The sequence below is a fragment of the Fulvitalea axinellae genome, from assembly GCF_036492835.1.
In the GTDB taxonomy this organism is placed as follows: Bacteria; Bacteroidota; Bacteroidia; order Cytophagales; family Cyclobacteriaceae; genus Fulvitalea; species Fulvitalea axinellae.
Genome location: NZ_AP025314.1, coordinates 2,051,550 through 2,076,712, shown reverse-complemented (window position 1 = coordinate 2,076,712; position 25,163 = coordinate 2,051,550). Strand labels below are relative to the sequence as shown.

Sequence of the window (25,163 nt, the reverse complement as noted above, 5' to 3'; positions counted from 1 at the left end):
GCTTATCTAAGGAATTCGAGGTAATAGCCCATCATCACGTAGCCGTAGCGGGCGTTGAGAGCTTCAAGACGTTTTTCGGCCAGAAGGGTCTGGGCACGCAACAAGTCGGAAGTTTTTTCCATGCCTTCGGCGAAACGATCGGACGTTATGCGCAGGTTTTCTTTAGCGTGCTTTTCGGCGGTCTCGGCAGTGGCCAAACCTTTTCGGCTCACTTCGTATTCTCGGTAGGTTTTCTCCAATTCTATGGAGCTTTGGCGTTTGTAATCCTCAAAGGCTTGCCCGGCCTCGGCCACTTTGGCTTTGGCTTCCCTGAGTTCCCCTACGTTTTTGTATCCGTTGAAAAGTTTCCACGAAAGGCTTACGCCGACCAAATAATTGTCTTGGCCACTTCCCAAAACCTGATCGCCGTTCGTTTCGAAAGCGCCAACGGCGTTTACTCTCGGCACAAACCCAGAGGCCTTCGCCCCGACCATGCTCTTCGCCGCCTCAAGCCCCATTTCGTAAGCCCGGATATCGTCACGGTTTTTGGAAAGTTCCGGCGCCTCAGCGGAGGCGCTTTCGATCACCAACATATCAGCTGGTTCGATTTCGGTATCCGATATACCCAGAAGCATCGCCAGATAATCGTTGGAGGTTTGTCTGTCGCTCTTGGCTTGATCCAGTTTTCTGTCCAAATCCAAGGCGTGAATTCTCACTTCCAGTAAGTCCGACTCTTTGGCGTAACCTTGACCTTTGCTGTCTTCCACCACTTTGAGTGTCGCTTCCGCAGTGGCAAGGGCTTTTTCCAAAACCTCCACCCTTCCGTTTGCCAGCCCTACGGCAAAATATTGCCGGCGCACTTCTAGGTCGATAGCTTTTTTTGTCCTTTCCAATTCAAACTCTTTGGATTTGACTTGATAGCGAGCCGCCTTTCGGCCGTAAAGTCCATCAAGATTAAAAATCGGTTGCCTGATTTCGGCCCGTGTCGAATAGTTTGTGAATCCTGAAGGGTTGTTAAGGCTCGCAGGTACAAAATCCTCCTGTGTTACGATTCCCTGCTTCAGCCTGAACCCGAAAACGTTTAACGGATCATTGGTTCTGACAAAAGATGTCGACAACTCCGCTTGGGGCAGAAAGGCCGCCAGACTTTGGTTTGCCTTGGCGCGGGCGGCCATAAGCTCCGCCGATTTCCGCTTTAAGGTACCATTTCCCTCGGCGGCCAACCTCAAGGCCTCATCGAGTCCCAAGGAACGCTTTTCTTGGGCCGTCGCCACTGCGGACACCAGCGTGGCCAATAGGAAAATGAAAGTTCGGCTCAGTATCTTCATGATGAAAGTATGTAGATTTTAGCATTATTTTTCCGAAAAAAATATCTCCGCCATATTCCGAAGATATTGTCTGGGTTATCCGTCCATACGGCAGATATGCCCGAGTCTATATTTTCATACACTTGAACACGTTCAGAATCTTCTTATGCTCAATGTAGTAGAGGTTCTTTTTTCCTTCCTTACGGCAATTAAGGATTCCTTGAGCCTTCATTCTTGCAATATAATGCGAGACCATTCCCTGATCGAGTCCCATACCCTTGTGCAATTCGGAAACGCTCATTTCTTTCCCGTCTTTCAAAAGCCAAACGATACCCAAACGAATGGGATTCGCAATCGACTTTATCATATTCGCCGCTTTTTCCAGATTCGCCTCCTGCTCCGCCGTCAACAATTCCTCATGGTTCGTTTGCTCACTCATATATTTTAGCTTCCGTATCCAACTTATTAATGTTGCCGAAAAGACAAACCTTAAGGCAAACATAATGCTATTTCAGACATATGTCAAATTTGACATTATGTTTTTATTGACGGATCCCCTTTTCTTTTGTTGCGCTTTATCTGATTTTTTTCAAAAAAAACGCCTTCCGACTCACTAACAAGGAACCGGAAGGCGTTTAATAAATCAAATTCCCTAAGCAGGAACGTTAGAGCGAGGCATTCGCATTCAGAAGTTTCTCAAGGCTTTTAGCCGTTCCCGGATTACTCGGTCTGCCAGCCATTCCTTTGACCTCATTTCCTTCTTTGTCGAATACCCTATACGTCGGGAACCCACGGGAATCGAACATCTTCAGCACTTCGGTAGTCTGCTCCCTGTTTAGGAAATAATGGTCACCGCTGATATCCATATCAACAATCGAACTCTTCCAATCCCCTTCCCTTGAGCTTCCGCAGAGATAAACAAAGGCTACGTCCTTGCCTTTCATCTTCGCTTTCAATTTCTTGGCAAAAGGCATTTCTCCTTTACAAGGCCCACACCAAGTGGCCCATAAGTCGAGATAAATCACTTTGCCTTTGTGCTTCTCTTTAATTTTGGCCAGAACCTGTTCGGCCGAAAGGTCGGCCACAACATTGAGCTTGGCTCCGTCCGGCAATTTGAAATTCGCCACCCAGCGCTTTAGTTCTTGGAATTTCGCATCGGCTTTCCCTTTTGCGTTAGCGGTGGAAAGTTGTGAGCGATAAGTGTCGAAAAGCAATTCGCCTTTCTTAAGATCCTTTCCTTTGAAAACCAGATTGGAGAAATAACGGGACAGCACCATATCCGCAATATTCTGATCCAACCCTTTTTCCTTTGCGAATTCAGAAAAAGCCTGCGCTTTAGCTATGTGCTTTTCTTTCTCTAAAATGTCTTTATATTTTTCGAAAAACTCCTCGCCGGACAATATCGCCCGCTTCACCTTCCTGTATTTCTTGGGGACATTGGCCAAATCTGTCTCCACAATTTCCTGAAACTTATCTTCTCCCAACTCTTCCTTGGCCTTCTTCACTAACTTCTTCGCTTCTGTTCTCTTTTCAAGCTCGGCCTTATCCACGCCAGGCAGATTTTCCAATGAAGGCTGCCGCTTGCCAAATTCACTCTTTTCAAAAGAATTCATGATCCGATAGAGAAAAGATCTCGAAAGGCCAGCCTGCCATGCGGGCAACGGCTCAGGAAGCTCAAACTCCATTTCCGGAATAGGCCAAGCCTCGTCGAGTTTCTCTTTCGGGATGGATTTCTGATAATGCCTATACGTCGAAGCCATGCCGCTAATATAGGTTCCCATCCGGAATTCGCCCTCGGCCCTTATCGCTTTACTTACATCGTTTTTCTCGAAATACTTCTGCATCCAGACAGACATTCGCTTTTGGTTTTCTTCTACAAAAGCTTTCATCTTCGCCGGGTCCTTCTCCGAAGACAGCATGTTATAAGATTTTTGCATGCCCCAATCGGGTTTCAAAGCTGACGAAACCGCTCTTCTGAAATTGTTTTGAGCCTCATCGTATCGGGCCAATTGCCCCATCACGTTCACTTCCGTTCGCCATGCCTTGCCAGTAGACATCCGAAAACCGACCAGAAGCTCCTCGCCCGGCACCACGATGAAACCTTTCCCAAAACGTCCGCACTCTAACCGGGCTTTTGACACGCCGTTCAAAGGCACCTCAAATTCCACGAATTCCCCGGTCTCGTTTACTTTCTTATAAACAACTTCATCCTCGAACATCGGGTCCGTAACCGTCAATTTACAATTACGAATCATTTCTCTGAATGCCCCGACTTCACCATAAAAACTCGCTCTGACGATTGCCTTTCCTTGTTTATTTTCAATATTAAGTTTATCAAAATCAAACGAGCCGGATAAGTCCTTGTCTCCTACATAAGCTTTCCACTCTCCCCCTGACACCTTGGCCATCGGGGTTCCGTTCTTGTCCAAACGGAAAAAATATTCCCGCTTCACATCCGAATTATTCCTAACCACAAAACGGTAAACGCAGTCGAAATAAGTCATTTTTTCGAGTTCCCACGCATCGCCGTCGGCGAAGAGTCTCTCATTCGCAAAACCGTACGTCCAAAGAGATTTCTCGTCTATCGCAAACCATTCAGTCGGCCAACCAAAAGGCAAATCGCCCGCATACAACTCCAGCATTTCTTTCTGCGACGGGTCGGAACGCAACACGCCAAAATCGCTGGTTTTCTCGTACTCCACCCTGCCCCTTGGCCCTTGTTTCAATGCTACTTCCCCTGACTTATGCTTCAAAATATAAGCGCCGGTCAACGGATTTCTGAAAATTTTCAATTCCTTTAATTTCCTTCTGTTCCATCTGACATCCTTTCCGGATATTTTCAATAATTCCGAGCCTCCTCGACCATACCAAGTTCCGCCAAACGCCGAAAAAAGTTTAGCCAAATCCACTTTCAGGCCTACTGAAGTTTGTCCTTCCTTTATGAAAAGGACCGGATCTTTATCGACTTTAGACAAAAGCAAGTGCGAGTTTTCTTTAGGCTCGATGGTCACATACTGTTTTCCCAAATCACCGTTTAGAATTAAAAAATAGGAATTTGGCATTTTAAAAATCGCTTCGAGATCCGCACCGCCCTTGCCTATTGACACTCTAGTTTTTTCGATTTTCATGCTTGGCCCCGGGCCCGAAACATTCCACTTCCCGGACAAATTATCCGGAATTTCCTTCAAGACCTCTTCCGGTTGCTCATCAGGAAAATCGGCGTTGGTTTTCTTTAGCGAAAAATAGCCGTCGGGACTATCCGAGAGCTCAGCGTAGTATTCGTTCAGGGGCTTTACATAAAGCTGTTTCGAGTTTCCGTTAGCCTCACCTTCAACCTCATAAACACCGTTTTCTTCCTTCACCGACGTTATCCGAAACGTTGTGTTGTTCGCCTGAAAACGGTTGCTCCAAATCCCCAAATCCCAAACGGAAGATCCGCTGGTGGAGTAATAATATTTTTGAATTATTTTTGGAACTTGTACAGATTCCTTTTGCGCCCATAATTGCGGGCTAAGGAATACGGCGAGAGTAAAAATCAACAGTTTTCTCATCAATCGTAGTGTGTTTTATTGAAAAATAACCTGTAAAAAAAGCAACGCAACCAGAGCAACAGCACAAAAGATTCAATCCCAAAAATCAGCTCCAGCAAAAAGAATAACGCTGTTATAATATAAAAATATTGTAACACTATCAATAAAAATAGCCATATATAGACTAGCCACTAATACTCAAAAAGCAAGAACCGAGCATGTGGAACACGCCCGGTTCTTTGGCGAAAACCGTTAAACGGTTTCCATACCCTGCATTTTCCAATGCGTCATGCCTCCGGAAATATTATAGACTTTTTCAAACCCGTTATGTGACAAAACCAGAGCGCCCAAATACCCTCTAAGTCCTTTGGCGCAATACACAAAAACAGGCTTGCTTTTATCCAGTTCGTCCAATCGGTCTCTCAACTGATCCAACGGAATATTTACCGCACCAAAGATTTTCCCCGTCGCTTCGAGTTCTTTTGGATTACGGACATCCAGAACTACGGCGTCGTCGGGTTTCTCCGTTTCGAATTCTTCGGGGTGGATTTCCGTAAAGCCCAAATCCGACGCATTTCCGGCCACATAGCCGGCCACAACCACTGGGTCTTTGGCCGGTGAGAACGGCGGGGCGTAAGCCAAATCCAACTGCGGTAAATCGTCGATCGTCAACTTGGCGTAAATCCCAACGCTCAAGACATCAATTCGCTTATCGATCCCCTTTTCGCCAAATGCTTCAGCCCCCAAAAGGCGACGGTCGTCGGCATGATACCATATTTTGAGGAAAACGGGTTTTTGTCCGGGATAGTAACCCGGTGTAGCGTCACCGATCACAAATGTCGATTTATACGGAACTCCCTCAGCGTCGAGCATCGCTCCGTTCATGCCCGTACGGGCCAATGTGTGACCGAAAAGCTTAACTATGGCCGTTCCGTAAGCGCCTTTGAACCTTTCATTCGCTCCTGTAGCGTTGGCTCCCGCCGTTCTTCCGCCTTTGTTGGAGTGAGTTCCCAACGGAAAATAAGCAGGCTTTTTAGTGATCAGATGCTTGATCACGGCGCAATCGCCAGCAGCAAAAATACCGGGAAGGCTGGTTCGCATATTTTCATCCACAACCAAAGCCCCATTGCCAACGCATTCGGCGCCTTTGTTTTTCAAAATATCCGTGTTCGGTATTCCTCCCGTCGCCAAAACCAAAAAATCGCATTCGATGCGTTCTCCGCTCTCAGTCACCAAGGCGCATATCTCGCCGTTCTCCACCTCAAGCGACGTAACTTTTGTTGACGTTTTGAGCACCAACCCTGATTCATCCAGAACCTTTCCCGCAAATTTGCCGAAAGCAGGACTCCAAGCCGGCAACACTTCCGGCGCCATTTCCAAAACGACAACGTCTTTACCGACCATTTTCAGGTTTTCAGCCACTTCCACACCGATCAGGCCGGCGCCGAGAACCGCCACTTTTTTGGCTGAGGCATCATCCGTCTTCGCTTTCAAAGCGTCAAAATCGCCCATCGTCCGACAATGAGCCCAATTCTTCGCCTCGGCCAATCCGGGTATCGGTGGCACCGCTCCACGGCTTCCCGTCGCAAAAACCAAAGAATCGTAAGCGTATTCGCCTTTATTGGTTTTCACCTTCTTCTCTTCGGGGAAGATCTCCAACACGGGCTCTTCCAAGCGAACGTCTATTCTAAAACGCTTCTCCAACAACTCAGGCTTAACCACCACCAGCTTGTCCCTGCTAGGGATTGTTCCCGAAAGGGCATAAGGCATACCGCAGGTAGCGTAGCTTATATCGGAAGTTTTTTCGAAAAGGATAATTCTTGCGTTCTCGTCCATTCTTCTGGCCTTGGCCGCCGCCGAAGGCCCAGCCGAAAGGCCACCGACCACTATTATTGTCTTTTGTTTCATCGGATGGGTGTCTGTGTTTAAAATTTAATGCTAAAATGCACATTTAGTCATCAAAAATAAATCTAAACCTCTCTTTCCAAATAAAATATGACTTCCGTCACCTATGCTTCCCTCGCTCCAAAAACGCCGATTTTTTCACATATGACCGAAAGCATACCGGAAAGGCTACGAATTCGTGACATTGCCACAAACAAAACCATTACCGTATGAACACCCAAGAGACATTGAATCCGGGGCACCCCGTAAGCATATATAAAGCAGAGGCCGAGCTGATCAAGGCTATCATCAGCGACATTTCCAAAACCGATATCGAAAACGATCCGCAAACTTTTTTCAACCAGTTCAACGAGCTGTGCGAAGTAGAGAAAAGATTTGCCAGAAAAGAAAACCAACTTTTCCCGTTTTTGGAGAAAAAAGGATGGAACAATCCCAGCCAAGGCATGTGGTCTTTCCATGACACGCTCAGGGCCCAAGCCAAGATCATCAGGGAACACCTGGAAAAACGTGACTTTGACAAAATCGCCCCAAACCTATACCACCTTTCCACAGGTATAATCCGCCTTCTGGAAATCGAAGAGAATGTCCTTTTCCCGAACGCGTTGGAGCTTCTTGACGAAAACGACTGGAAATCCGTAAGAAACGGCGAAGAGGAAATCGGCTGGATGCTGAAGGAAACGCCTCCGGAATATGGCGAAAAAGCAGAACAGGCTTACGTTCACCCATCCGAGGACTTTGAGCAAAGGGAGCTGACTTTCTCAACCGAAGACAAACTGCGGATGGACGAAGGTTACCTGAGCCACGAGCAAATCAACCTTTTGCTCAAGACCATGCCACTGGACATCACTTACGTAGACGAAGATGACAAAGTGATCTTCTACAACCGCGGCGAGGAACGTGTTTTCCCAAGAAGCCCGGGCATTATCGGCCGTGAAGTGCGTTTCTGCCACCCTCCGAAAAGCGTAGGAACCGTATTGAGGATTTTGGAGGAATTCAGAAAAGGAACACAAAACACCGCCGAGTTCTGGTTCAACCACCGTGGGCATGTGCTTTATATCCGCTATTTCGCCGTCCGTAACGCCAACAAGGAATATAAAGGCGTAATCGAAATGTCGCAAGATATTACGGAAATCCAGAAACTATCGGGCGAACAGCGCTTGCTGGACTGGGACTGATATTAAATTGTAGGAAGGGATAACGAAAATGGGGCGCCAAACGGAAAATCAGCGTAAATTCGCCCCATGAAAAAATTTCTGCGCATCACTTCCAACGATTACGAATCGCTGAAAGAGGCATTTTGCGAAAAGCTGATCCCGTTTTCCCTGCGGAAAACTCACGTGGTCGAAGTCGTTCTGCGTTTCCCCGAAGCGCAAGCTCCCGACGCAATTGACCTTTACCAGCTAACCGAAGCGATCGAACATATTCTGAGCGGTCAAACGATTATCGACATCAGAGAGGAGCCCGCTCCCGAAGGCCAACAAGAACTGATACTGGATTACAAACTTCTGTATAAGTAAAAAGCGAAACCCACCGGGCTTCGCTTTTTTGTTTTTATATCCTAAGGCAATATTAGTCAAGCTTAAGAACGGCCATAAAGGCTTCCTGCGGAATCTCCACATTACCCACCTGACGCATTCTCTTCTTACCTTTTTTCTGCTTTTCGAGGAGTTTACGCTTACGCGAAATATCACCGCCGTAACACTTGGCCAATACGTTTTTACGCATCGCCTTAACGGTTTCGCGAGCGATAATCTTTGTACCGATCGAAGCCTGCACGGCGATTTCGAACATCTGGCGAGGCAACAGCTCTTTGAGCTTTTCGCACAGACGCTTGCCCCATTCGTAGGCCTTGTCACGGTGAACGATGGCTGAGAGCGCATCCACTTTCTCGCCGTTCAGCATCATATCAAGCTTCACCATATTCGATTGACGGAAACCTGTCAATTCGTAATCCAACGAAGCGTAACCTCTCGAAATGGTTTTCAGCTTGTCGAAGAAGTCAAATACAATTTCGGCCAAAGGCAAATCGAAAGTCAACTCCACGCGGTCCGTAGTCAGATAAACCTGATTTTTGAGAATACCGCGCTTGTCCATACACAAGCTGATAATCGGTCCGATATAATCAGACTTCGAGATTATCTGGGCTTTGATATAAGGCTCTTCGATATGCGAACACTTGTTCGGCTCAGGCATTTCCGAAGGAGCGTTAACCCATTTGATGCTCTCGTCGGTCATTACGGCCTTGTATTGCACGGACGGCACGGTGGTGATCACTGTCATGTCAAACTCACGCTCAAGCCGTTCCTGGATAATCTCCAAGTGGAGCATTCCCAAAAATCCGCAGCGGAAACCGAAGCCCAAAGCGGCGGAAGTCTCAGGCTCCCATACCAAAGAGGCGTCGTTGAGCTGAAGCTTTTCCATCGAAGCGCGGAGTTCTTCGTACTCCGTAGTGTCCACCGGATAGATACCGGCGAAAACCATCGGCTTTACGTCCTCAAAACCCGTCACCGCTTCGCAAGGGCGTTCCACGTGCGTAATGGTATCACCCACTTTTACCTCGCGGGCGTTTTTGATTCCCGAAATCAGGTAGCCCACATTACCGGCGGCAATCTCTTTCTGAGGTTCCTGCTCCAGTTTCAGAATACCGATTTCGTCGGCGTTATATGTGCGTCCGGTGTTAACGAACTTAACGGCGTCGCCTTTTTTGAATGTCCCGTTAAACACGCGGAAGATTACCTCCACGCCACGGAACGGATTGTACTGCGAATCGAAAATCATGGCCTGCAACGGCGCTTCCGGGTCACCTTTCGGCGCCGGAATTCTCTTAACGATCGCATCGAGAATATCGTCCACACCTTGGCCCGTTTTGCCGCTGGCACGAATGATCTCGTCGCGCTCCACACCCAAAAGGTCAACGATTTCGTCAGATACCTCCTCTGGGCTGGCGCCCGGCAGGTCGATTTTGTTCAGTACGGGAATGATGGTCAAATCATTCTCCATAGCCAAATAAAGGTTCGAGATCGTCTGCGCCTCGATACCTTGCGAAGCGTCCACGATCAAAAGCGCCCCCTCGCAGGCGGCGATAGAACGAGACACCTCATAGGAGAAATCCACGTGCCCCGGCGTATCGATCAGGTTCAGGACATATTCATCTCCCCCGTTCCGGTAATTCATCTGGATGGCGTGGCTCTTAATAGTAATACCACGCTCGCGCTCCAAGTCCATACTGTCCAGTAGCTGGTCCTGCATATCCCTGTCCGCCACGGTCTGCGTGTGTTCCAGAAGCCGGTCGGCCAAGGTGCTTTTCCCGTGGTCGATATGGGCGATTATACAAAAGTTCCTGATTTTATCCATTGACTGTATTTGATATCTTCTCCAGAATAGAACTCCAAATTTAGTAAAAATATTTGGGCTTGGAGCAAATAAAAATCGCTGTGGGGCCCGCATAGCCAAAGAGATCGGCTTTCATTCAAATTATCATAAAACACACGGCAAATTCACAGTTACTTTTGTTCAATTTCAAAACGGAGGCAATCTTTTTACACAGCGTCGATTTTTCAGCCCAAAACAACCTCCAAACAATAAACAACAAGCTTTTGTTTATAAATTCGCAGTGTCAAACACACACAAACAGGTTGTTCCATAACAGGAACGCAACTTAGAATAATACAACACACGAATCTTCCGACCTAAAACCCATCGTAATGAAAGTAGCTTTCTTTAGCACAAAATCATACGACCGACAATACTTCGACCAGTACAACAGCCAAGGTTTCGAGCTCACTTACTACAAAGTAAGGCTGGAAGAAGAAACCGCCGAATTCGCCAAAGGCTATGACGCCATCTGCACATTCGTCAACGACCGTTTGGGCGCTGACGTCCTTGAGAAGCTGGCGGGTTACGGAATCAAGGTTATCGCTCTGCGTTGCGCAGGCTTCAATAACGTCGATCTTGAAAAGGCCAAAGAGCTGGGCATCACACTTGTCAGGGTTCCCGCCTACTCTCCGCACGCCGTAGCGGAACACGCCGTGGCCTTGATCCTGACACTGAACCGAAAAACACATAAAGCGTACAACCGCGTAAGGGACAACAACTTCTCGCTTGAGCGCCTAACCGGATTTGACCTGAACGGCAAAACCGTAGGTGTGGTGGGAACGGGAAAAATCGGGGCCATTTTCGCCCAGATCATGCGTGGGTTTGGTTGCAAAATCGTAGCCTACGACGTTTACCAAAACCCGGAATTGCTGGAACAAGGCGTTGAGTACATGGAAATGCAAGACTTGCTGACGCAAAGCGATATCGTTTCCCTACACTGCCCACTCCTACCATCAACCTACCACATCATCAACAAAGAGACCATCAAGATGATGAAAAGAGGCGCCATGCTGATCAACACCAGCCGTGGGCCGTTGGTAAACACAAAACAAGTGATCAAAGGCTTGAAGTCCGGACATATCGGGGCCTTGGGTATTGACGTGTACGAAATGGAGGAAAAACTTTTCTTCCGTGATCTTTCGGAAAAAATAGTGACCGACGACGTAATCGCCAGGCTTCTTTCGTTCCCGAACGTGCTGATCACCTCACACCAGGCATTCTTTACGGACGAGGCGCTCACCCAAATCGCAAAAACTACCCTGAAAAACCTCGAAGACTATAACGAGGGAAGGGAATTGACCAATGAAGTAAGTTTCTAAATAATCCTGCTAGTTAACTTCAGCGAACGGCTCTGCCGTTTCGCTGATTTTTTTGTAAAATATCCCTCCCGCATCTGCGTTTTCGATACAGCATGAAAGACCTTATCAAAAGCTTATCCATCATCTTCGGTTGTCTTCTCGCCGGCGACACCGTCAGCGCGTTGCTCAACATACCCATACCGGGAAGTATCATCGGTATGGTTTTGCTTTTGCTGGCGCTTAACTTCAAGTTGGTAAAACTCAAAAGCGTAAAACCCGTCACCGACTTGCTCAATAAAGAAATGGCCTTTTTCTTTATTCCGCCGGGTGTAGGCCTAATGCTTTATTTCGATTTGCTCGAAAAAGAATGGCCCGCAATTATGGTTGCTTGCGTTGTAAGCACACTGATTATTATTGGCGTTGTTGGCATTGTCAGCCAAAAAATGGACACTAGCGATGACTGAAATCCTTCATTCAAAAATATTCTTCGTCACCCTGACCTGCGGGGTGTATTTTCTGGCCAGAACGCTTTACCGTAAGGTCCCTTTCTTTCTGTTCAATCCCGTATTGCTCAGTATAGCGGGAATAATCGCCATTCTTCTGTCGCTGGACATCAGCTACCCTGAATATAACGAAGGCGGAAGCATCATCAGCTTCTTCCTCGGCACAGCCGTTGTGGCTTTGGCCGTTCCGCTCTATACGCAAATGAAGGAGATCAAAAAGCAAAGCAAAATGATCTTCACGGCCGTATTCTCTGCTTGTGGCGTGGCCGTAATCAGCGTTCTCTTTATCGCCGCCGTCATGGGCGCAACAGAGCAAGTCTTGATTTCCTTGGCCCCAAAAGCCGTCACAACACCGATAGCCATGAGTATTTCCGAAAAGATTGGGGGATTGGCTTCGCTTACGGCCGTATTTGTAATGATTGCGGGACTTACTGGATCGATTTTCGGGCTACCATTTCTCAAGCTCATACGGGTAAAAAGTCCAAAAGCGATGGGAATGGCTATGGGCGCGGCTTCCCACGGGCTGGGAACCGCCACTGTATCGGAACTCGGAAAAGAATACGGCGCCTACGGAGGCTTAGCGTTAGGGCTGTGTGGTGTTGTTACCGCACTAATCACCCCGTTTATCGTGGAATTGTTGGTCCCGGTGCTCCAAGCGATTCTCTAATCGCAAGAATATAGAAAAAACTGGCGGGGAAGTTTCTTTTGGAGCTTCCCGTCTTTGTATCTGCTCGCCTCCACCTCTTCCAATAGTCCACTGTCGCTGTACCTGTTTTGAAATCTCTCTTCAAAACGATGGCCACCCGTCTCATAGTTGATTCGTTCGGTTCTGTTTGGACAACTGAACTCAGGCCCGAAGATCAGACCGGAATAAGGTGTTTTATAAAACGGCTGTCCCCCATTTCCCATAAAAAACCGTAATTCAAAACTCAACTTACCATCCGGAGTGTAATGGGTTTCACTTTCCAAATTACCTAACGAGTTATAAACAAAGCGAACCTCATCACCAGTATCTTGGACTTTACGGATCGTTTTTCCTTTTTCATCAAAATATAAACGATAACCTTCGCTACCTCCCGAAACCGATACAATTGCGGAATCGCCAGCAAATCGGAATTTCTCGGTTTTCAACAATGTCCCGATTCCATTATAGGTTCGCTTTTCATCAAGCTTATTATTCTTATATGTGAAAGCTTCCGACCAAAGAGAATCTCCCAATTGCTTCTCCAAACGAACAACCCTGTCCTTTGAGTCATAAACTACACGGACAAGAGTTCCTTTAAAATCCACATAATCATAAACAAGGCAAGACGCGGGCGAAACATTCTCCGAACCGCAAGACGTCAGAGTGTAAACAAATAAAATAGCTATTACCCATAAAAAAGAAAACTTCCCTCTCATCGTGTTTTTTCAAGCCAACACGATAAGAAGGAAGTTGTTTGTAGTATTTGGCTCCCGAAAACAGCTCGGGATAGGCCTAAAACTTAAATCTTGCGGAAAGCTTTATCGCCCAATTCTTTCCTCCATATTCAGGTTCCAAATAAGTCAGCCTTCGCATAAAGTCGATTCTCAAAAGTTTGAAAATATTCTCAATCCCAACTCCCGCATCGATAAACGGCCTGTCATGCTCCAGATATCGGAAACGATGATAGCCCCGTTTTTTCCCATCTGTATTTATATAATGGCTATTGAATTCTTTGCCCGTATCAGACATTCCGCCCCACACAACATCTCCAATCAACAGAATCCGGGCATCGAACCAATGGTTCAAATAGCTGAGTCCGGGTAATCGCGTAATAAGCTTTCCGTCAAAATAGTGCTCAACTTTCGCTTCCACATAATGATCGCTGACAAACTCAAAGTTTTTCATCATCTGAATCGCCCCTGTAAAGTTCAGCATCGACTCATTGCCTTGGTGAACTTTCATCAATTGATAAGGCACCTCTCCCAACGTCACGCCACCCTCAAGTTTATACCAAGTAGATCCCAAAGCAGTCAAAGGCGCATTCCGCTGGCGTATTCCAGCACTAAAGCGTTGATACGGCTTCCAATCGGACCCGTCCTTATACATTCCGTAAGCGGCATTAAGTGTGAAAATCGGCTTTCTTTTAGCCCCCAGAGGAATAAGCTTATTACTCCTATTCAATACGAACATATTACTCTGTACGTATTTCAGGCCAATTTCTCCTTCTACGCTTCTCACCTCGTTCCAAGGCTTGATCTCCTCCACGGCCGAGGCAAACTTAACCGGCTTCACAGCCGACAATTTACGATAACGCATAGAAAAAGACGGCGACCAATTCCGTTTGAATCTCGTTGTGAAAAAAGCCTTGAATTCGTCATTGTAATACGGGTTGCGCCTATCAATATTTCCCCAACGAGTATACGCTCGTAAGTAACGCGTGCTCTCACCCTCAAACCCTAATTGCGCCAAGCCCCGCAGATCCCTGCGAACTGTAGCCCCCACAAAAATCCCTTTGCTTCGATTTATATTGTAGATTGCGTCAAGGCTATATTTCCATTTATTGTCTTTCGTACCGTAGGCAATTGACGGTTTGAAAAACCAGCGCTCGCTAAACTTCTTCGTGGTCCGAAAACCAAACTGAAAACGGTGTCCTTCCACATTATTCCAGGCATACAGTGACAGGACACTTCCCCAGTCCACATACTTACCGTCGATATAACTATTCGCCACAATTTTCCCGACTACAGTAAACCGTTTTATGGCCGGACGGTCCTGTATCGAATCTATCACTTGGTGCACACTGATCGCGTCCTGCGGGCTGATTACCGAAAGCGAATCCCTGAATGTTTCCCAATAAGCCTCATCATCATACTCCTTTGACTCCGCAATTTCGTAGCGATCGTCAAATACGCCTTGGGGCATAGGTGTAGTGCTGTCAAAACCGTTATTGAGGGTGTAGAGTCTCAAAAACACTCCGGGAAACGGCCCCGTATCGGAAACGTCAAGATCCAATCGACTGCGCTTCACATACCATTTATTTCCCGCTCCTTTAATGTATTCCCGGCGGATATCCACACTGGACACATAGTTCATGTTCGCTCCAACGGCGAGTTTAAGGTCCAGTTTTCTAAGGGCAAAATCTTTTTTCGTAATCCAGATTTTACCAGAAAAAGCGATATCGCCTTTGGCCCTCGGCTCCACTTCTATCTTATAGCACGGATCCGCTCCAACCTTGGCCAAACTATCGATCATCCACATTTCGTAAGTGATCCGCCAAGCGTCGCCTATTGGAGAGGGGACGTTTTTGTCCAGCAAAAAAATCTCATCTTTGGAAAAATCGAAACCGTTGAAACTATTGTCGGCCATCAAACGCGAAACGTTATCGTCAGGATCCACACCGATTCCCGTCACATGGCTTTTCTCCAGTTTTCGGGCGTCACGGCCTTTTTCATGGTAGATGTCAAGAAAACTTTCCGCTACCAAAATCGGCACCTTATAAGAGCCGTCCTCGTTACGCAGGCCATCCAGCTTCAGTTTTTCAACTACTTTGATAGCCTCTTTGGCAACTTTCCACTTTTCAAAAACCTTAAAATCTTTCACAAAAAGCTCCGATTTCTTATAGCTTTTAAAAGTGTAGTGGTCCAAATCTTCCGGGGCCAGTTTGCGTTTTCGCTTCGCCGCTTTTCGGATTACGGCATATGCGGGGTTCTCAGGCGCTTCGAAAACAACCTCGTCGAGTTTTCTGGTCTCAGTATTTAATAAGATTTCGACATTACCCAAACCGGCAATCTCTACGGCCTGTTCGGTAGGCAAATAACCGATAAACGAGGCTAACAGGACAGCCTTTTTCCCTTTGACCTTCGCCTTGAACGAAAACTTTCCGTTTACGTCCGTAATCGTGCCTATTTCCTTGCGATTTTTAAGCACGACGTTAACGAACGGGATAGGCTCCTTGGTTTCCGAATCGTAAACCGTTCCCTTTATCTGGACTACATTTTGAGCCATTGACTCCAGCGCCAGAAAAAAAATACTCACTACCAACAACAGCGTCCGGCTTACACGCATAAATATCTTACAATTATAAATTATAACTCCGTGGGAACTCCATTCCCAAACTATCCCCATAAATAGATAAATAAAGTCCCAAATGCAAGGCCTATTAATAGGTTAGGTCTTGAATTTTGTCACTTTCTTGGACAAAATCCGGAAACGACGTTCACTTACACGCTTAACGATATGTGCATTACCTAATATTAAAATTAGTCTTGACGGATTATCAGTAATCCAAACTACTTCAAAAGGCCTTGATAGCCTCTCGCTTCCTTCAGTATGTTATGCCATTCACTCTACTTATAATTAATCCTAGCGAATACTTTAGCGATCTCAACGTTCTACAAATCAGGAATAAGCCGAAAAGAAAAGCTACTCACTTCGGTTTCCAACCTGTTTTCTTTATAAACGAATTAATTAGTAAAGAGTCTCAACATGCACGTCACTCAAGAGGCAAACAAATGAGCGATTGTATTACACGTTCAATAAACCTAGTTCAAAAGCCGAATTCCGTTGGCTGAAAATTGCTGTTGAAAGAATTCGTATATTGTAATGTCGGGTCGAAACTGTCCTTTTCATGTAAAGGCAAGGACCCGCCCACTCAAAAACTAACTCATCAAAGTATGCGTCTCTTCATTTTTACGCTTCTCCTTATATTATCTATTTTGTCACAAGAAGCCTTTTGCTCTGACAAAAAAGCGGATTTCCCCGAACTCGGTGTTTCGCTACAACTTGCGAAAGCAAGAAAAGCACGGATCAAAGACATCAATTACGCTTTAGGACTCCATATCCCTAAAGACCGGAAACAAAAAATCTCTGGCCTTGCGAAAATCTCCCTTAACCTATCGGACGTTCAGGAACCTTTAGCCCTTGACTTCCGTGGAGATTCCGTTTTATCCGTCAGCACTTCCGCAGGCAGACTTCCCGTCATTCACGTTAACGGGCATATCATTATCCCGAAAAAGGCCTTAAAAACCGGAGCGAACACTATAAATGTGGACTTTATCGCCGCGGACCACTCATTGAACAGGGACGATGATAAAATGTATACGCTCTTTGTTCCCGATCGGGCCTCCACGGCGTTCCCGTGCTTTGACCAACCAGACTTAAAAGCCACTTACGAGCTTACGCTTACTATCCCGCAGGAATGGAAAGCCTTGGCAAACGGTCCTTTACTGTCAGAATCCATCGGATCTAAGGAAAGGACACTTACTTACGGAAAAACGCAGCCGATAAGCACATATCTTTTCGCTTTTACCGCAGGCGACTATCAGGTGGAGCGTAGAAAATTCGGAAAAAGAAACGTCAGTCTGCTCCATATGGAGAAAGACAGCCTGAAAATAAAGGAAAGCTTAGATCCGGTTTTCGAATACTTGGAAGAATCTCTTTACTGGATGGAGGAGCTAACCGGTGTCCCCTACCCTTTCAGCCACTTCGATTGCGCGGCGATTCCCGCATTCCAATTCGGCGGGATGGAACATCCGGGCGCTACATTCTTCAGACAAGAAAAGCTTTTCCTCGACGATCAAGCCACACCTAGCGCAAAACTCTACAGGGCAAAACTGATTGCGCACGAAGTGACGCATATGTGGTTCGGGAATCTGGTAACGATAAAATGGTTCAACGAAGTTTGGCTCAAGGAAGTCTTCGCAAACTTTTTGGCCGACAAAATCGTGAACCCGAAATTCCCGGACATTAACCATGACGTGAAATTCGTCCTTTCGCATTATCCTAGCGCTTACTCGGTTGACCGCTCGGAAGGAAGCCACCCCGTTCAACAGGAACTGGACAATCTACTCAAGGCCGGCTCCATCTACGGAAGCATTATTTACCACAAAGCACCAGCCATTATGCGCATGGCGGAGCAATTAGTCGGCGAAGAAAAATTCAAGAACGCGCTTAGGGAGTATGTTCAGCTACACAAATTCGGCAACGCCACTTGGCATGATCTTCTTTCCATTCTGGACAAACACACAGAACAGGACCTAAGCATATGGAGCGATGTGTGGGTAGAGAAACCGGGAATGCCGGAATACACCGTTAAGACGGAGTACTTTGGCGAGGAGGTTTCGAACCTTGAGATCTATCAAAAAGGAAACATAGCGAAAAACCAGCCCCTGACTTGGCTAATCGGCACTGCCGACGAGGACGTGACGATCAACACTTCATTCCAATCCGGCAGTAGCCATACAATAGACAAAGCCAAGGGTTTGAATGCAAACTTTATTCTTCCTAACTCAGACGCATTCGCTTACGGGCATTTTGTGATGGACAAAAACTCCCGTGTATACCTTAGGAAAAACCTGCGAAACCTAAAAACCGAGACTGCGAGAACCGCCGTTTGGCTAAACCTCTATGAGGATATGCTCGACAACAGGCTTTCCGGCCTGAAATTTCTACAAGCCGTCCGTGATAATTTGGGCTTCGAAACCAACCCGCTTATTATCGACAAAGTATTGGGGTTCTCTTCCACCGCTTTCTGGCATTTTCTCGATAATCAACAACGGATCAATGTCTCAAAGAAACAAGAAACTTGGCTTTGGAAGAACGCCGAGATGGCGGAAGAGCCTGGCGTAAAAAGCGCATATCTCAAAACTTGGAGTTCTTGCCTTTATTCAGACCAAGGCCTGAAAAAAGCGCTAGCGCTCCTGAACGGTTCATCGGGACTAGCTGGCTACAAACTCAGATATGATGATTACTCCCGTCTAACATACAGTTTGGCTGTTCACGGCAAGTTCTCTGACAAACTTCTCGAAACGATTTTGGAGAAGGCCCCTAGTCCGCACGAAAAATCAAAATGGAAGCACTTAGCTCCCGCCCTGTCAGCAGACACGGCCTCCCGCGACGCGTTTTTTATGGGCCTTGCCCAACAACAAAACCGCACGAAAACCGTATGGACACTCAAAGCGTTGGCATTGCTTAATCACCCTTTAAGACAAGAGCACGCTATCAAATACATAACTCCAGGTCTGGAATTGTTAAAGGAAACACAGCGAACAGGCGATCTTTTCTTTCCCGGCAATTGGCTCGGCGCCCTCTTTAGTGGCCATAGTTCCGCTCAGGCAACCGCCCTAGTCCGAGAATTCCTAGATACCAGGCCCGATTATCCGGAAGACCTCAAGAAAAAGATTCTTCAGAACGCAGACATTCTGTTTCGGTCATCCGCAACTGAATTAACCCGATAAAATCGGCGAAAGCGCCAAAACACAAATCAGCCCAAGAAGGTTTTCGCAATGTGCGCAAAGCATCCATGGATTTTGAATTGTTTTTAGCATCTTCGCAGCGGAAAATTTTAACATGATGAAACGAAGCGTAGCAATTTTGTGCGGGGGAGGCCCCGCACCGGGCATCAACACCGTAATAAGTACCATTACAAAATTCTTCGTCCAACAAGATTACAGAGTCTTGGGCGTACAATACGGCTACAAAACCATTTTCACTGAAAATCCCGAGTTCATCGAGCTCGATTTCAAGTTTGCTGACCTTATTCTAAACCGTGGCGGTTCGGCATTACCCATGAGCCGTTACAAACCGGAAGATTCGGAGTTCGACTCCAGGTTCTTCATCGACAACAACGTCGAACTTCTCGTAACCATTGGCGGCGACGATACCGCCTCCACCGCCAACAGGATAAGCAAATATTTGCTTAATAACGGCTTGGACGTGGCCAATATCCACGTACCTAAAACCATTGACAACGATCTTCCCCTACCGGAAGGAATCCCTACATTCGGTTACCAAACCGCTTTGCACGAAGGAGTGCAGATCGCATTGACGGCTTACGAAGACGCCAGAACCAGCCACAACTGGTTCGTCCTTTCGGCAATGGGACGCGAAGCCGGCCACTTAGCTCTCGGCATCGGAAAGGCGGCCCACTTCCCGATGATTATCGTTCCGGAGATGTTCGAAAATTCCCCGGTTACTCTGGACAAGATCACTAGGCTTGTCGTCTCGTCGATGTTGAAAAGAACACTTTTGGGCATTAACTACGGCGCAGCAATTGTCAGCGAAGGCGTATTTCATTTCCTGAAAGACGAAGAAATCGCAAACAGTGGCATTAACTTCACTTACGACGATCACGGACACCCAGAGCTTTTCAGCGTAAGTAAAGCCCATATTTTCAAAACGCTCGTACAAAAAGAGTGCGACCGAATTGGCCTGAATATTAACAGCCGTCCTGTTGAACTCGGCTTTGAGCTTCGTTGTACACACCCAATCGGTTATGACTTAACGATGTGTACCCTATTGGGTCTTGGCGTTGGCGAACTCTTCAAACAAGGACGTACAGGGTGCATGGTATCTGTGGATATTCAAGGCAATATCAGACCTCTTTACCTAAGAGACGTAGCTGACAAAGACGGAAAAGTTCAACCTCGCCTTGTCAACATCCAAAGCGAGATGGTACGCAACGTATTCAAACACAATATGCAGTACATCACGGAAAAAGACTACGAGTACGCAAAAGAACTGGTACCAAACCCAGAGCATTACGACTTTAAGAAAATTCTTGCGGAATAAATTTCCCGAATTATTCAGGTCAAAAAAAGCTCCTTGCAGATTATCCGCAAGGAGTTTTTTTCTTTCACCTCAATTTGTTTCCTCACAAAGAAAGCTCAGGCAACTCTACCTGATTCCCCATCTGATCTGGCTTAAGCGCCGGATTATAAAAGCGGAAATATTTCCCTATCGATGCACTAGATGCTTTTCTAGCCGGAACGTTTGACCCGCCAGTAATATCATTAATCGCCGCGCGTAACATCCCTTCGTTTACGTCGCCTAGTTCTGTGAAAAAATCGTCTTCCACAGCAACAATCGGAGAAAAGCCGTTCCAATAATCAGTTACGCCGTCCGCATTAGCCAACTTAAGGATAATAGGTTGCAATGCCCAATTCGTTCTCCCCGTTTCTTTGTTTTGGAATGTGACTGATCCCGCATACTTCCCATGGGTATTACTACCGACTGTCGTCACTGTCATATAAGGCCTCAGCCCATTGATAACCAACTCACTAGCAGACGCAGAACCTGAAGTAGTTAGCACCCAAACGGAATTCAATCCCAGCCCATTTCCATGCGAACCAAAACGCACATTGAGGTAATCCTCGCCCTCTGTCTCAACCAAATATTTTTGCAACTCCGTATTATACTGCGATTTATAAAACACCTTTCCGGCCAAAGAAGCTGGGCCGATAAGACCCGATAAATGTTTTGCCGCCGAAGTTGCTCCTCCCGGATTATAACGCAAATCTAGAATCAAATCTGTCACTCCCTGCTCCCGGAAAGCGCCAAATACCTGGTCAAGATCGTCGTTGTAAGAATCAATAAAAGAATTGTAAACTAAATAACCGATTTTCTTACCCGACTCCTCAATTACCTTTGACATGAAAATAGGGTTTTCAACAAAATCGGTCTCCGCTTCCAAACTTACGGTTTTGCCTGAATCTACAATCTGCCCATTTACCATATTTGAAACTGACGCAGTGTAGCTGTCTTTACCCAATAACTCCCTGTAATTACTTTTATTGATCTGCTTTCCGTCAATCTTTGTAATAATATCCCCACGCTTCAATCCTACCTTTTCAGCAGGCGACTTGGGGTAAACCATCGTAACAATAGCGATAACTTGATCGCTTCCTTCCGACACCAAACTCAATACCTGCGAGTGTCCCGTTGACTTACTTATTCCTTCAAATTGCTTTTTCAGCGCCTCATAATCATCCGTCATCCATGACCACTTATCAGCATCCTTCTTACTATTAGCCTCCGTCCCTTGATATAATAACTTATCGAACAAATCTGAAGGGGTTTGTGTAGCATCCAATCCTTCTGGAGCAGGCAATTTGTCACGCCACAAGTAGTACAAAGACATTTGCTCGTAAGTCCAGTTGTTAATGGCAATATTTTCTTTTTGCTCTTCGGTTAGCTCTTTCTGATTTATTTCATCTTCCGGGTTAGTGTCATTCTCTGAACAAGCCGAGATAAAAATGAAAAACAACACAAATAACCAGTAATTCTTAATCTCTTTCATAAACAAAAATTTAACAACCACACAAACCTTTTCATTAACCTCCAAGATCAACAGTAACATTGAAATAGAAAGTCGGGACACTAAATCAAATGAAAATATAATGAAAAAGTTACATCAAAAAGTTTTCTAATCTCAAAAAAATCAAACATAACCCAACATCAAAGGTTGCCGGCAACAAAAAAGCCCAATCCTGTTAAAGGAAAGGGCCTCTATATTCTCTTCTACCTTACTTCTACAAAAAGTCTATATCCGCATTCATCGGTAATTTCATAAGCAATCGGATAACTTCCTGAATCGTTACCCCTTCGTACAAAACTTTATAAAGCGCTTCGGTAATCGGTGCCCGAACGCCGTAATGCTCGGAAAGACGTTTCACGATTTTCACCGTTTTCACTCCCTCCGCCACTTCATCCATCGATTCGATAATATCTTCCAAAGACTCGCCTTGCGCCAATCGGTAACCAACGGTAAAATTCCGGCTAAGCTTACTTGTGCAAGTCGCCACAATATCACCAACACCCGCCAAGCCGACAAACGCTTCAGTATTTCCGCCAAGCACTTTACCGACATAAATCATCTCGACCAAACCCCGACTAATAAGCAATCCCTTAGCGTTTTCTCCGTAACCTAAGCCACTCAAAGCCCCGGAGGCGATCGCTAAGACATTTTTCAGTACGCCTGTCAGCTCCACTCCGATCAGATCGCTTGAGCCGTAGACTTGAAAGCGATCACTTCTAAGATGCTTTTGTCCCGCATCGATCACTTCGTCGAAATGACTGGCCACAACTGTCGCCGCGGGTTGCTTCTCGGCAAGCTCACGGGCCAAATTTGGTCCGGCAAGACAGCCTACCCTTACGACACAGCTTTCCTCACGAATGATTTCGCTCATGGTCCGAACGCTCTCGCGATTATAGACCATATTGTCTTTGTAAGGGAAATCAAGCCCCTTAGTACCATGAATCAAAATATGATAAGGATAAAGATGGGGAGCCAAGTCCCGCATCATATCACGAAAATTCACAGACGGAACAACCGGAAAAATCACCCTACAGTTGTCGGCGACCTCCTTAAGGTCACCCGTAGCACGGATGTTTTCGCTGATTTCCTGTTTATTGCAGTATCTGTCCTCATTTATTTTCGGAATAATCTCCTTATTCCTGACATATAGCAAAACCTCTCCGTTCTCAGCCAACAGATTGGCCACGGCCAAACCGAAACTACCCGCTCCGATAACGCCTACGGCGGTCATCTCAGATATATTTTTCGAGCCCATATCCTACCAATCTATTACTGTAATAATAAAGCGTATTTATGTCTTGGGTAGTAACGTTGCCCTTCTTGTCAAACCTCAAAGGACGTTTCGGGTGGTACATCCCACAATTATCCACACCTTCGCGTATCAGCTTGTCTATATCCTTACTCGACATATGATCCGCCACTCCAATACGTCCCTCCTTTTTGTATCTGAAAATTACGTCGCGCAAACGGATAAAAGTCTCCCTCAACTCGTCGTAATTAACAACCAACTCCTCTCCTGACAAACGCAACAGACTGTAGAGATCCAGCTTCCTATGTCTTTTTCTTAACATATGGAAAGTAACGAACGCCGCCAAATGCGCAGATGAAACACGGTTTATCCTATGAAATTCCTCAATTATCCGGTCACCGAGCATACGGGTGTAAACCGTTTCCCTTTGCAAGTTCTCGTCAACCCCTTCGCCTGACTTAAAATAATCCGCCATGCTGATCTTTCGCCCATACTGGTCAAAAGCGTCCCCTTCGTCATCAACAAAATTACCGAACAAATCCATAGGCTTACCTATCGATACGGAGACATCGGCGCCTTTCATCATAAACTTAAAGATGAATTTAAGGATTCCGAATGAAGAGCTGAAGTGTTCGGAGTCGATATAATAACGCTCTTGCCCCTGCCTTTTCAGGTAATCCTTAATCAGTTGTTCCGCTTCGAAAACGAAATTATAATTCAAGCAAACCGGAACGACAAAGATTTTGCCCGGCTTTTCCCCGTTCTTTTCAGCGTTTTGGTAATTGGTTCGTTGCGCTTCGATCGCAGTACTTAGCAGGCCAAGCTTTAATCTTTTCTCTAATTTCCCAGATCTGGAACGTGTTCCGCCAGGAAAAAATAAACTGTGGATACCTTTCTGCAACGCAAGGCTAGAATATGTCTTAAGCGTCTCCACATAGACCAGGTTCTTTTTTCTCCGGTCCACTTTGTATGCGCCCAAGCTATTCATGAAATAAGCGAAAAGCTTTAGGTTAAAAAGATTGAGTCCCGCTCCGTAAATCAACGGCGGCAAACCCAAAGTATTAATCACCCACCCGATAACAACCGAATCCAGATTACTGAAATGTGTCGGGACCATAACCACTGTGCCTTTCTTAGCCAAAGACCGTAGTCTGTCCGTCTCACCTACGATATGGATTTTGTCCATCAAGGACAGTTCGTTCCTGAAGAAACGATCGATACCTTTTAAGCGGGCTCCGTTCAAAAAACGGGTAAGCCCGAAAGTGACCAGCGCCCTTGTTAGCTTATAATGGCTTTCTTTGAAATTCCCCGCAATCTCTTCCGAGTAGCGCCCGACAATATCACGAAGAATAGTGTCCGCCTCAGTATTCTCGGCTACGCCGGTAGCATCGCCTTTTGGCAATTCTGCCAAGCGTTTTTGGGTATTTCCCCAAAACTCCTTCTCGTCTTCCGGATCCACGGGCCAAGGATCGAACTTAACCCTGGATTTCTCTTTGAAAAGCGTTAGTTCCAGCTCTTCGATAAGGGCGTTTCTATTGCCCCGAAGTTTCTTAAGCCTGTCGAAGCTCCTTGCGGTAACTTCCTCGACAAAGTCTTTCCGGTTTTTCGCCAACCACACCACAGGCCAATCGTTTGGCCCCGGCAAAATCGGCGCATATTTTTTCGTTCTACTACTCTTGCCTTCAGGCTTCATATATAGGTCTTGTATTGCCAGCTATCATTGAAACCGCCAAACACTTGCCAGTTTCCTTTTTCCCGCACTAACGCACCGGAAAACCTCTCCGGAACTGTCTCTTCAATAACCGAAGACGCGTCCTTGTTCGAACAGATAGCCATGACTTCGTCACAGCCATAACATCCAAAATTACGTTTTTTTTCACTTTTCCGAGACCTTTTCCCCTACAAATGCAAAAACGCAATCCCACCGAGAAACCGAAAAGCCATTCTGGCGTATCGTTT

Annotated in this window: 18 protein-coding genes; 7 read left to right on the top strand and 11 right to left on the bottom strand. The window is 46.2% G+C overall.

Annotation, left to right across the window (positions count from 1 at the left end):
* Positions 1-2 precede the first annotated feature (2 nt).
* From AABK39_RS08245 to AABK39_RS08230, 4 genes are all read right to left on the bottom strand, one after another.
* Entirely contained in the window at positions 3-1,307 is a 1,305-nt protein-coding gene (locus tag AABK39_RS08245; RefSeq protein WP_338394451.1) for a TolC family protein, read from the bottom strand.
* A 106-nt stretch (positions 1,308-1,413) separates the two neighbouring features.
* Positions 1,414-1,725 (bottom strand): ArsR/SmtB family transcription factor, encoded by a 312-nt coding sequence (locus tag AABK39_RS08240; protein ID WP_338394450.1) that lies wholly within the window; start codon positions 1,723-1,725, stop codon positions 1,414-1,416.
* 226 nt (positions 1,726-1,951) lie between these two features.
* A complete protein-coding gene (locus AABK39_RS08235) occupies positions 1,952-4,837 on the bottom strand; it encodes a TlpA family protein disulfide reductase (protein WP_338394449.1) in 2,886 nt (961 codons plus the stop codon).
* 231 nt (positions 4,838-5,068) lie between these two features.
* Positions 5,069-6,724, bottom strand: coding sequence for an FAD-dependent oxidoreductase (locus tag AABK39_RS08230; RefSeq protein WP_338394448.1), 1,656 nt, complete (start codon positions 6,722-6,724; stop codon positions 5,069-5,071).
* A 206-nt stretch (positions 6,725-6,930) separates the two neighbouring features.
* Between AABK39_RS08230 and AABK39_RS08225 the strand changes: the two genes are divergently transcribed.
* Positions 6,931-7,896 carry a DUF438 domain-containing protein gene (locus tag AABK39_RS08225; protein WP_338394447.1) on the top strand — a complete coding sequence of 322 codons (966 nt, stop codon included), beginning with the start codon at positions 6,931-6,933 and terminating at the stop codon, positions 7,894-7,896.
* Positions 7,897-7,962: 66 nt separating this feature from the next.
* Positions 7,963-8,238, top strand: coding sequence for a hypothetical protein (locus AABK39_RS08220; protein WP_338394446.1), 276 nt, complete (start codon positions 7,963-7,965; stop codon positions 8,236-8,238).
* A gap of 52 nt (positions 8,239-8,290) precedes the next feature.
* Here AABK39_RS08220 and lepA read toward each other — a convergent pair whose 3' ends face one another.
* A complete protein-coding gene (gene lepA / locus AABK39_RS08215) occupies positions 8,291-10,075 on the bottom strand; it encodes a translation elongation factor 4 (RefSeq protein WP_338394445.1) in 1,785 nt (594 codons plus the stop codon).
* Positions 10,076-10,425: 350 nt separating this feature from the next.
* Between lepA and AABK39_RS08210 the strand changes: the two genes are divergently transcribed.
* The 3 genes from AABK39_RS08210 to AABK39_RS08200 all read left to right on the top strand — a co-directional run bounded on the left by AABK39_RS08210 (position 10,426) and on the right by AABK39_RS08200 (position 12,564).
* Positions 10,426-11,415 (top strand): 2-hydroxyacid dehydrogenase, encoded by a 990-nt coding sequence (locus tag AABK39_RS08210; protein WP_338394444.1) that lies wholly within the window; start codon positions 10,426-10,428, stop codon positions 11,413-11,415.
* Positions 11,416-11,507: 92 nt separating this feature from the next.
* Complete coding sequence (locus tag AABK39_RS08205; protein WP_338394443.1) at positions 11,508-11,858, top strand: CidA/LrgA family protein; 351 nt, start codon at positions 11,508-11,510, stop codon at positions 11,856-11,858.
* Positions 11,851-12,564: an LrgB family protein gene (locus AABK39_RS08200; RefSeq protein ID WP_338394442.1), complete on the top strand. Its 714-nt coding sequence runs from the start codon at positions 11,851-11,853 to the stop codon at positions 12,562-12,564. Before AABK39_RS08205 ends, AABK39_RS08200 begins: the two co-directional genes overlap by 8 nt.
* Here the strand turns inward: AABK39_RS08200 and AABK39_RS08195 are convergent.
* Together AABK39_RS08195 and AABK39_RS08190 are read right to left on the bottom strand one after the other, a co-directional pair.
* Positions 12,561-13,298: a hypothetical protein gene (locus AABK39_RS08195; RefSeq protein ID WP_338394441.1), complete on the bottom strand. Its 738-nt coding sequence runs from the start codon at positions 13,296-13,298 to the stop codon at positions 12,561-12,563. The two genes, AABK39_RS08200 and AABK39_RS08195, sit on opposite strands and share 4 nt — an antisense overlap.
* A gap of 76 nt (positions 13,299-13,374) precedes the next feature.
* Complete coding sequence (locus tag AABK39_RS08190) at positions 13,375-15,927, bottom strand: DUF5686 and carboxypeptidase-like regulatory domain-containing protein (protein WP_338394440.1); 2,553 nt, start codon at positions 15,925-15,927, stop codon at positions 13,375-13,377.
* A 608-nt stretch (positions 15,928-16,535) separates the two neighbouring features.
* Between AABK39_RS08190 and AABK39_RS08185 the strand changes: the two genes are divergently transcribed.
* Complete coding sequence (locus AABK39_RS08185; RefSeq protein WP_338394439.1) at positions 16,536-19,097, top strand: M1 family metallopeptidase; 2,562 nt, start codon at positions 16,536-16,538, stop codon at positions 19,095-19,097.
* A 112-nt stretch (positions 19,098-19,209) separates the two neighbouring features.
* Positions 19,210-20,430 carry a 6-phosphofructokinase gene (locus tag AABK39_RS08180; protein ID WP_338394438.1) on the top strand — a complete coding sequence of 407 codons (1,221 nt, stop codon included), beginning with the start codon at positions 19,210-19,212 and terminating at the stop codon, positions 20,428-20,430.
* 82 nt (positions 20,431-20,512) lie between these two features.
* Here the strand turns inward: AABK39_RS08180 and AABK39_RS08175 are convergent, their stop codons facing one another.
* The 4 genes from AABK39_RS08175 to AABK39_RS08160 form a co-directional block, all read right to left on the bottom strand.
* A complete protein-coding gene (locus AABK39_RS08175) occupies positions 20,513-21,937 on the bottom strand; it encodes a S41 family peptidase (protein WP_338394437.1) in 1,425 nt (474 codons plus the stop codon).
* A gap of 232 nt (positions 21,938-22,169) precedes the next feature.
* Positions 22,170-23,210, bottom strand: coding sequence for an NAD(P)H-dependent glycerol-3-phosphate dehydrogenase (locus tag AABK39_RS08170; RefSeq protein WP_338394436.1), 1,041 nt, complete (start codon positions 23,208-23,210; stop codon positions 22,170-22,172).
* Positions 23,188-24,897 carry a 1-acyl-sn-glycerol-3-phosphate acyltransferase gene (locus tag AABK39_RS08165; protein ID WP_338394435.1) on the bottom strand — a complete coding sequence of 570 codons (1,710 nt, stop codon included), beginning with the start codon at positions 24,895-24,897 and terminating at the stop codon, positions 23,188-23,190. The genes AABK39_RS08170 and AABK39_RS08165 overlap by 23 nt, the downstream gene beginning before the upstream one ends.
* Positions 24,894-25,040, bottom strand: a complete 147-nt coding sequence (locus tag AABK39_RS08160; RefSeq protein ID WP_338394434.1) for a hypothetical protein — start codon at positions 25,038-25,040, stop codon at positions 24,894-24,896. Before AABK39_RS08160 ends, AABK39_RS08165 begins: the two co-directional genes overlap by 4 nt.
* Positions 25,041-25,163: the final 123 nt, after the last annotated feature.

Coding starts and splice junctions, on each gene's coding strand:
- AABK39_RS08245 (WP_338394451.1), bottom strand. CDS start 1,307: ATGAAGATACTGAGCCGAACTTTCATTTTCCTATTGGCCACGCTGGTG.
- AABK39_RS08195 (WP_338394441.1), bottom strand. CDS start 13,298: ATGAGAGGGAAGTTTTCTTTTTTATGGGTAATAGCTATTTTATTTGTT.
- AABK39_RS08160 (WP_338394434.1), bottom strand. CDS start 25,040: ATGGCTATCTGTTCGAACAAGGACGCGTCTTCGGTTATTGAAGAGACA.
- AABK39_RS08175 (WP_338394437.1), bottom strand. CDS start 21,937: ATGAAAGAGATTAAGAATTACTGGTTATTTGTGTTGTTTTTCATTTTT.
- AABK39_RS08205 (WP_338394443.1), top strand. CDS start 11,508: ATGAAAGACCTTATCAAAAGCTTATCCATCATCTTCGGTTGTCTTCTC.
- AABK39_RS08225 (WP_338394447.1), top strand. CDS start 6,931: ATGAACACCCAAGAGACATTGAATCCGGGGCACCCCGTAAGCATATAT.
- AABK39_RS08210 (WP_338394444.1), top strand. CDS start 10,426: ATGAAAGTAGCTTTCTTTAGCACAAAATCATACGACCGACAATACTTC.
- AABK39_RS08165 (WP_338394435.1), bottom strand. CDS start 24,897: ATGAAGCCTGAAGGCAAGAGTAGTAGAACGAAAAAATATGCGCCGATT.
- AABK39_RS08180 (WP_338394438.1), top strand. CDS start 19,210: ATGATGAAACGAAGCGTAGCAATTTTGTGCGGGGGAGGCCCCGCACCG.
- AABK39_RS08230 (WP_338394448.1), bottom strand. CDS start 6,724: ATGAAACAAAAGACAATAATAGTGGTCGGTGGCCTTTCGGCTGGGCCT.
- AABK39_RS08235 (WP_338394449.1), bottom strand. CDS start 4,837: ATGAGAAAACTGTTGATTTTTACTCTCGCCGTATTCCTTAGCCCGCAA.
- AABK39_RS08220 (WP_338394446.1), top strand. CDS start 7,963: ATGAAAAAATTTCTGCGCATCACTTCCAACGATTACGAATCGCTGAAA.
- lepA (WP_338394445.1), bottom strand. CDS start 10,075: ATGGATAAAATCAGGAACTTTTGTATAATCGCCCATATCGACCACGGG.
- AABK39_RS08190 (WP_338394440.1), bottom strand. CDS start 15,927: ATGCGTGTAAGCCGGACGCTGTTGTTGGTAGTGAGTATTTTTTTTCTG.
- AABK39_RS08170 (WP_338394436.1), bottom strand. CDS start 23,210: ATGGGCTCGAAAAATATATCTGAGATGACCGCCGTAGGCGTTATCGGA.
- AABK39_RS08185 (WP_338394439.1), top strand. CDS start 16,536: ATGCGTCTCTTCATTTTTACGCTTCTCCTTATATTATCTATTTTGTCA.
- AABK39_RS08200 (WP_338394442.1), top strand. CDS start 11,851: ATGACTGAAATCCTTCATTCAAAAATATTCTTCGTCACCCTGACCTGC.
- AABK39_RS08240 (WP_338394450.1), bottom strand. CDS start 1,725: ATGAGTGAGCAAACGAACCATGAGGAATTGTTGACGGCGGAGCAGGAG.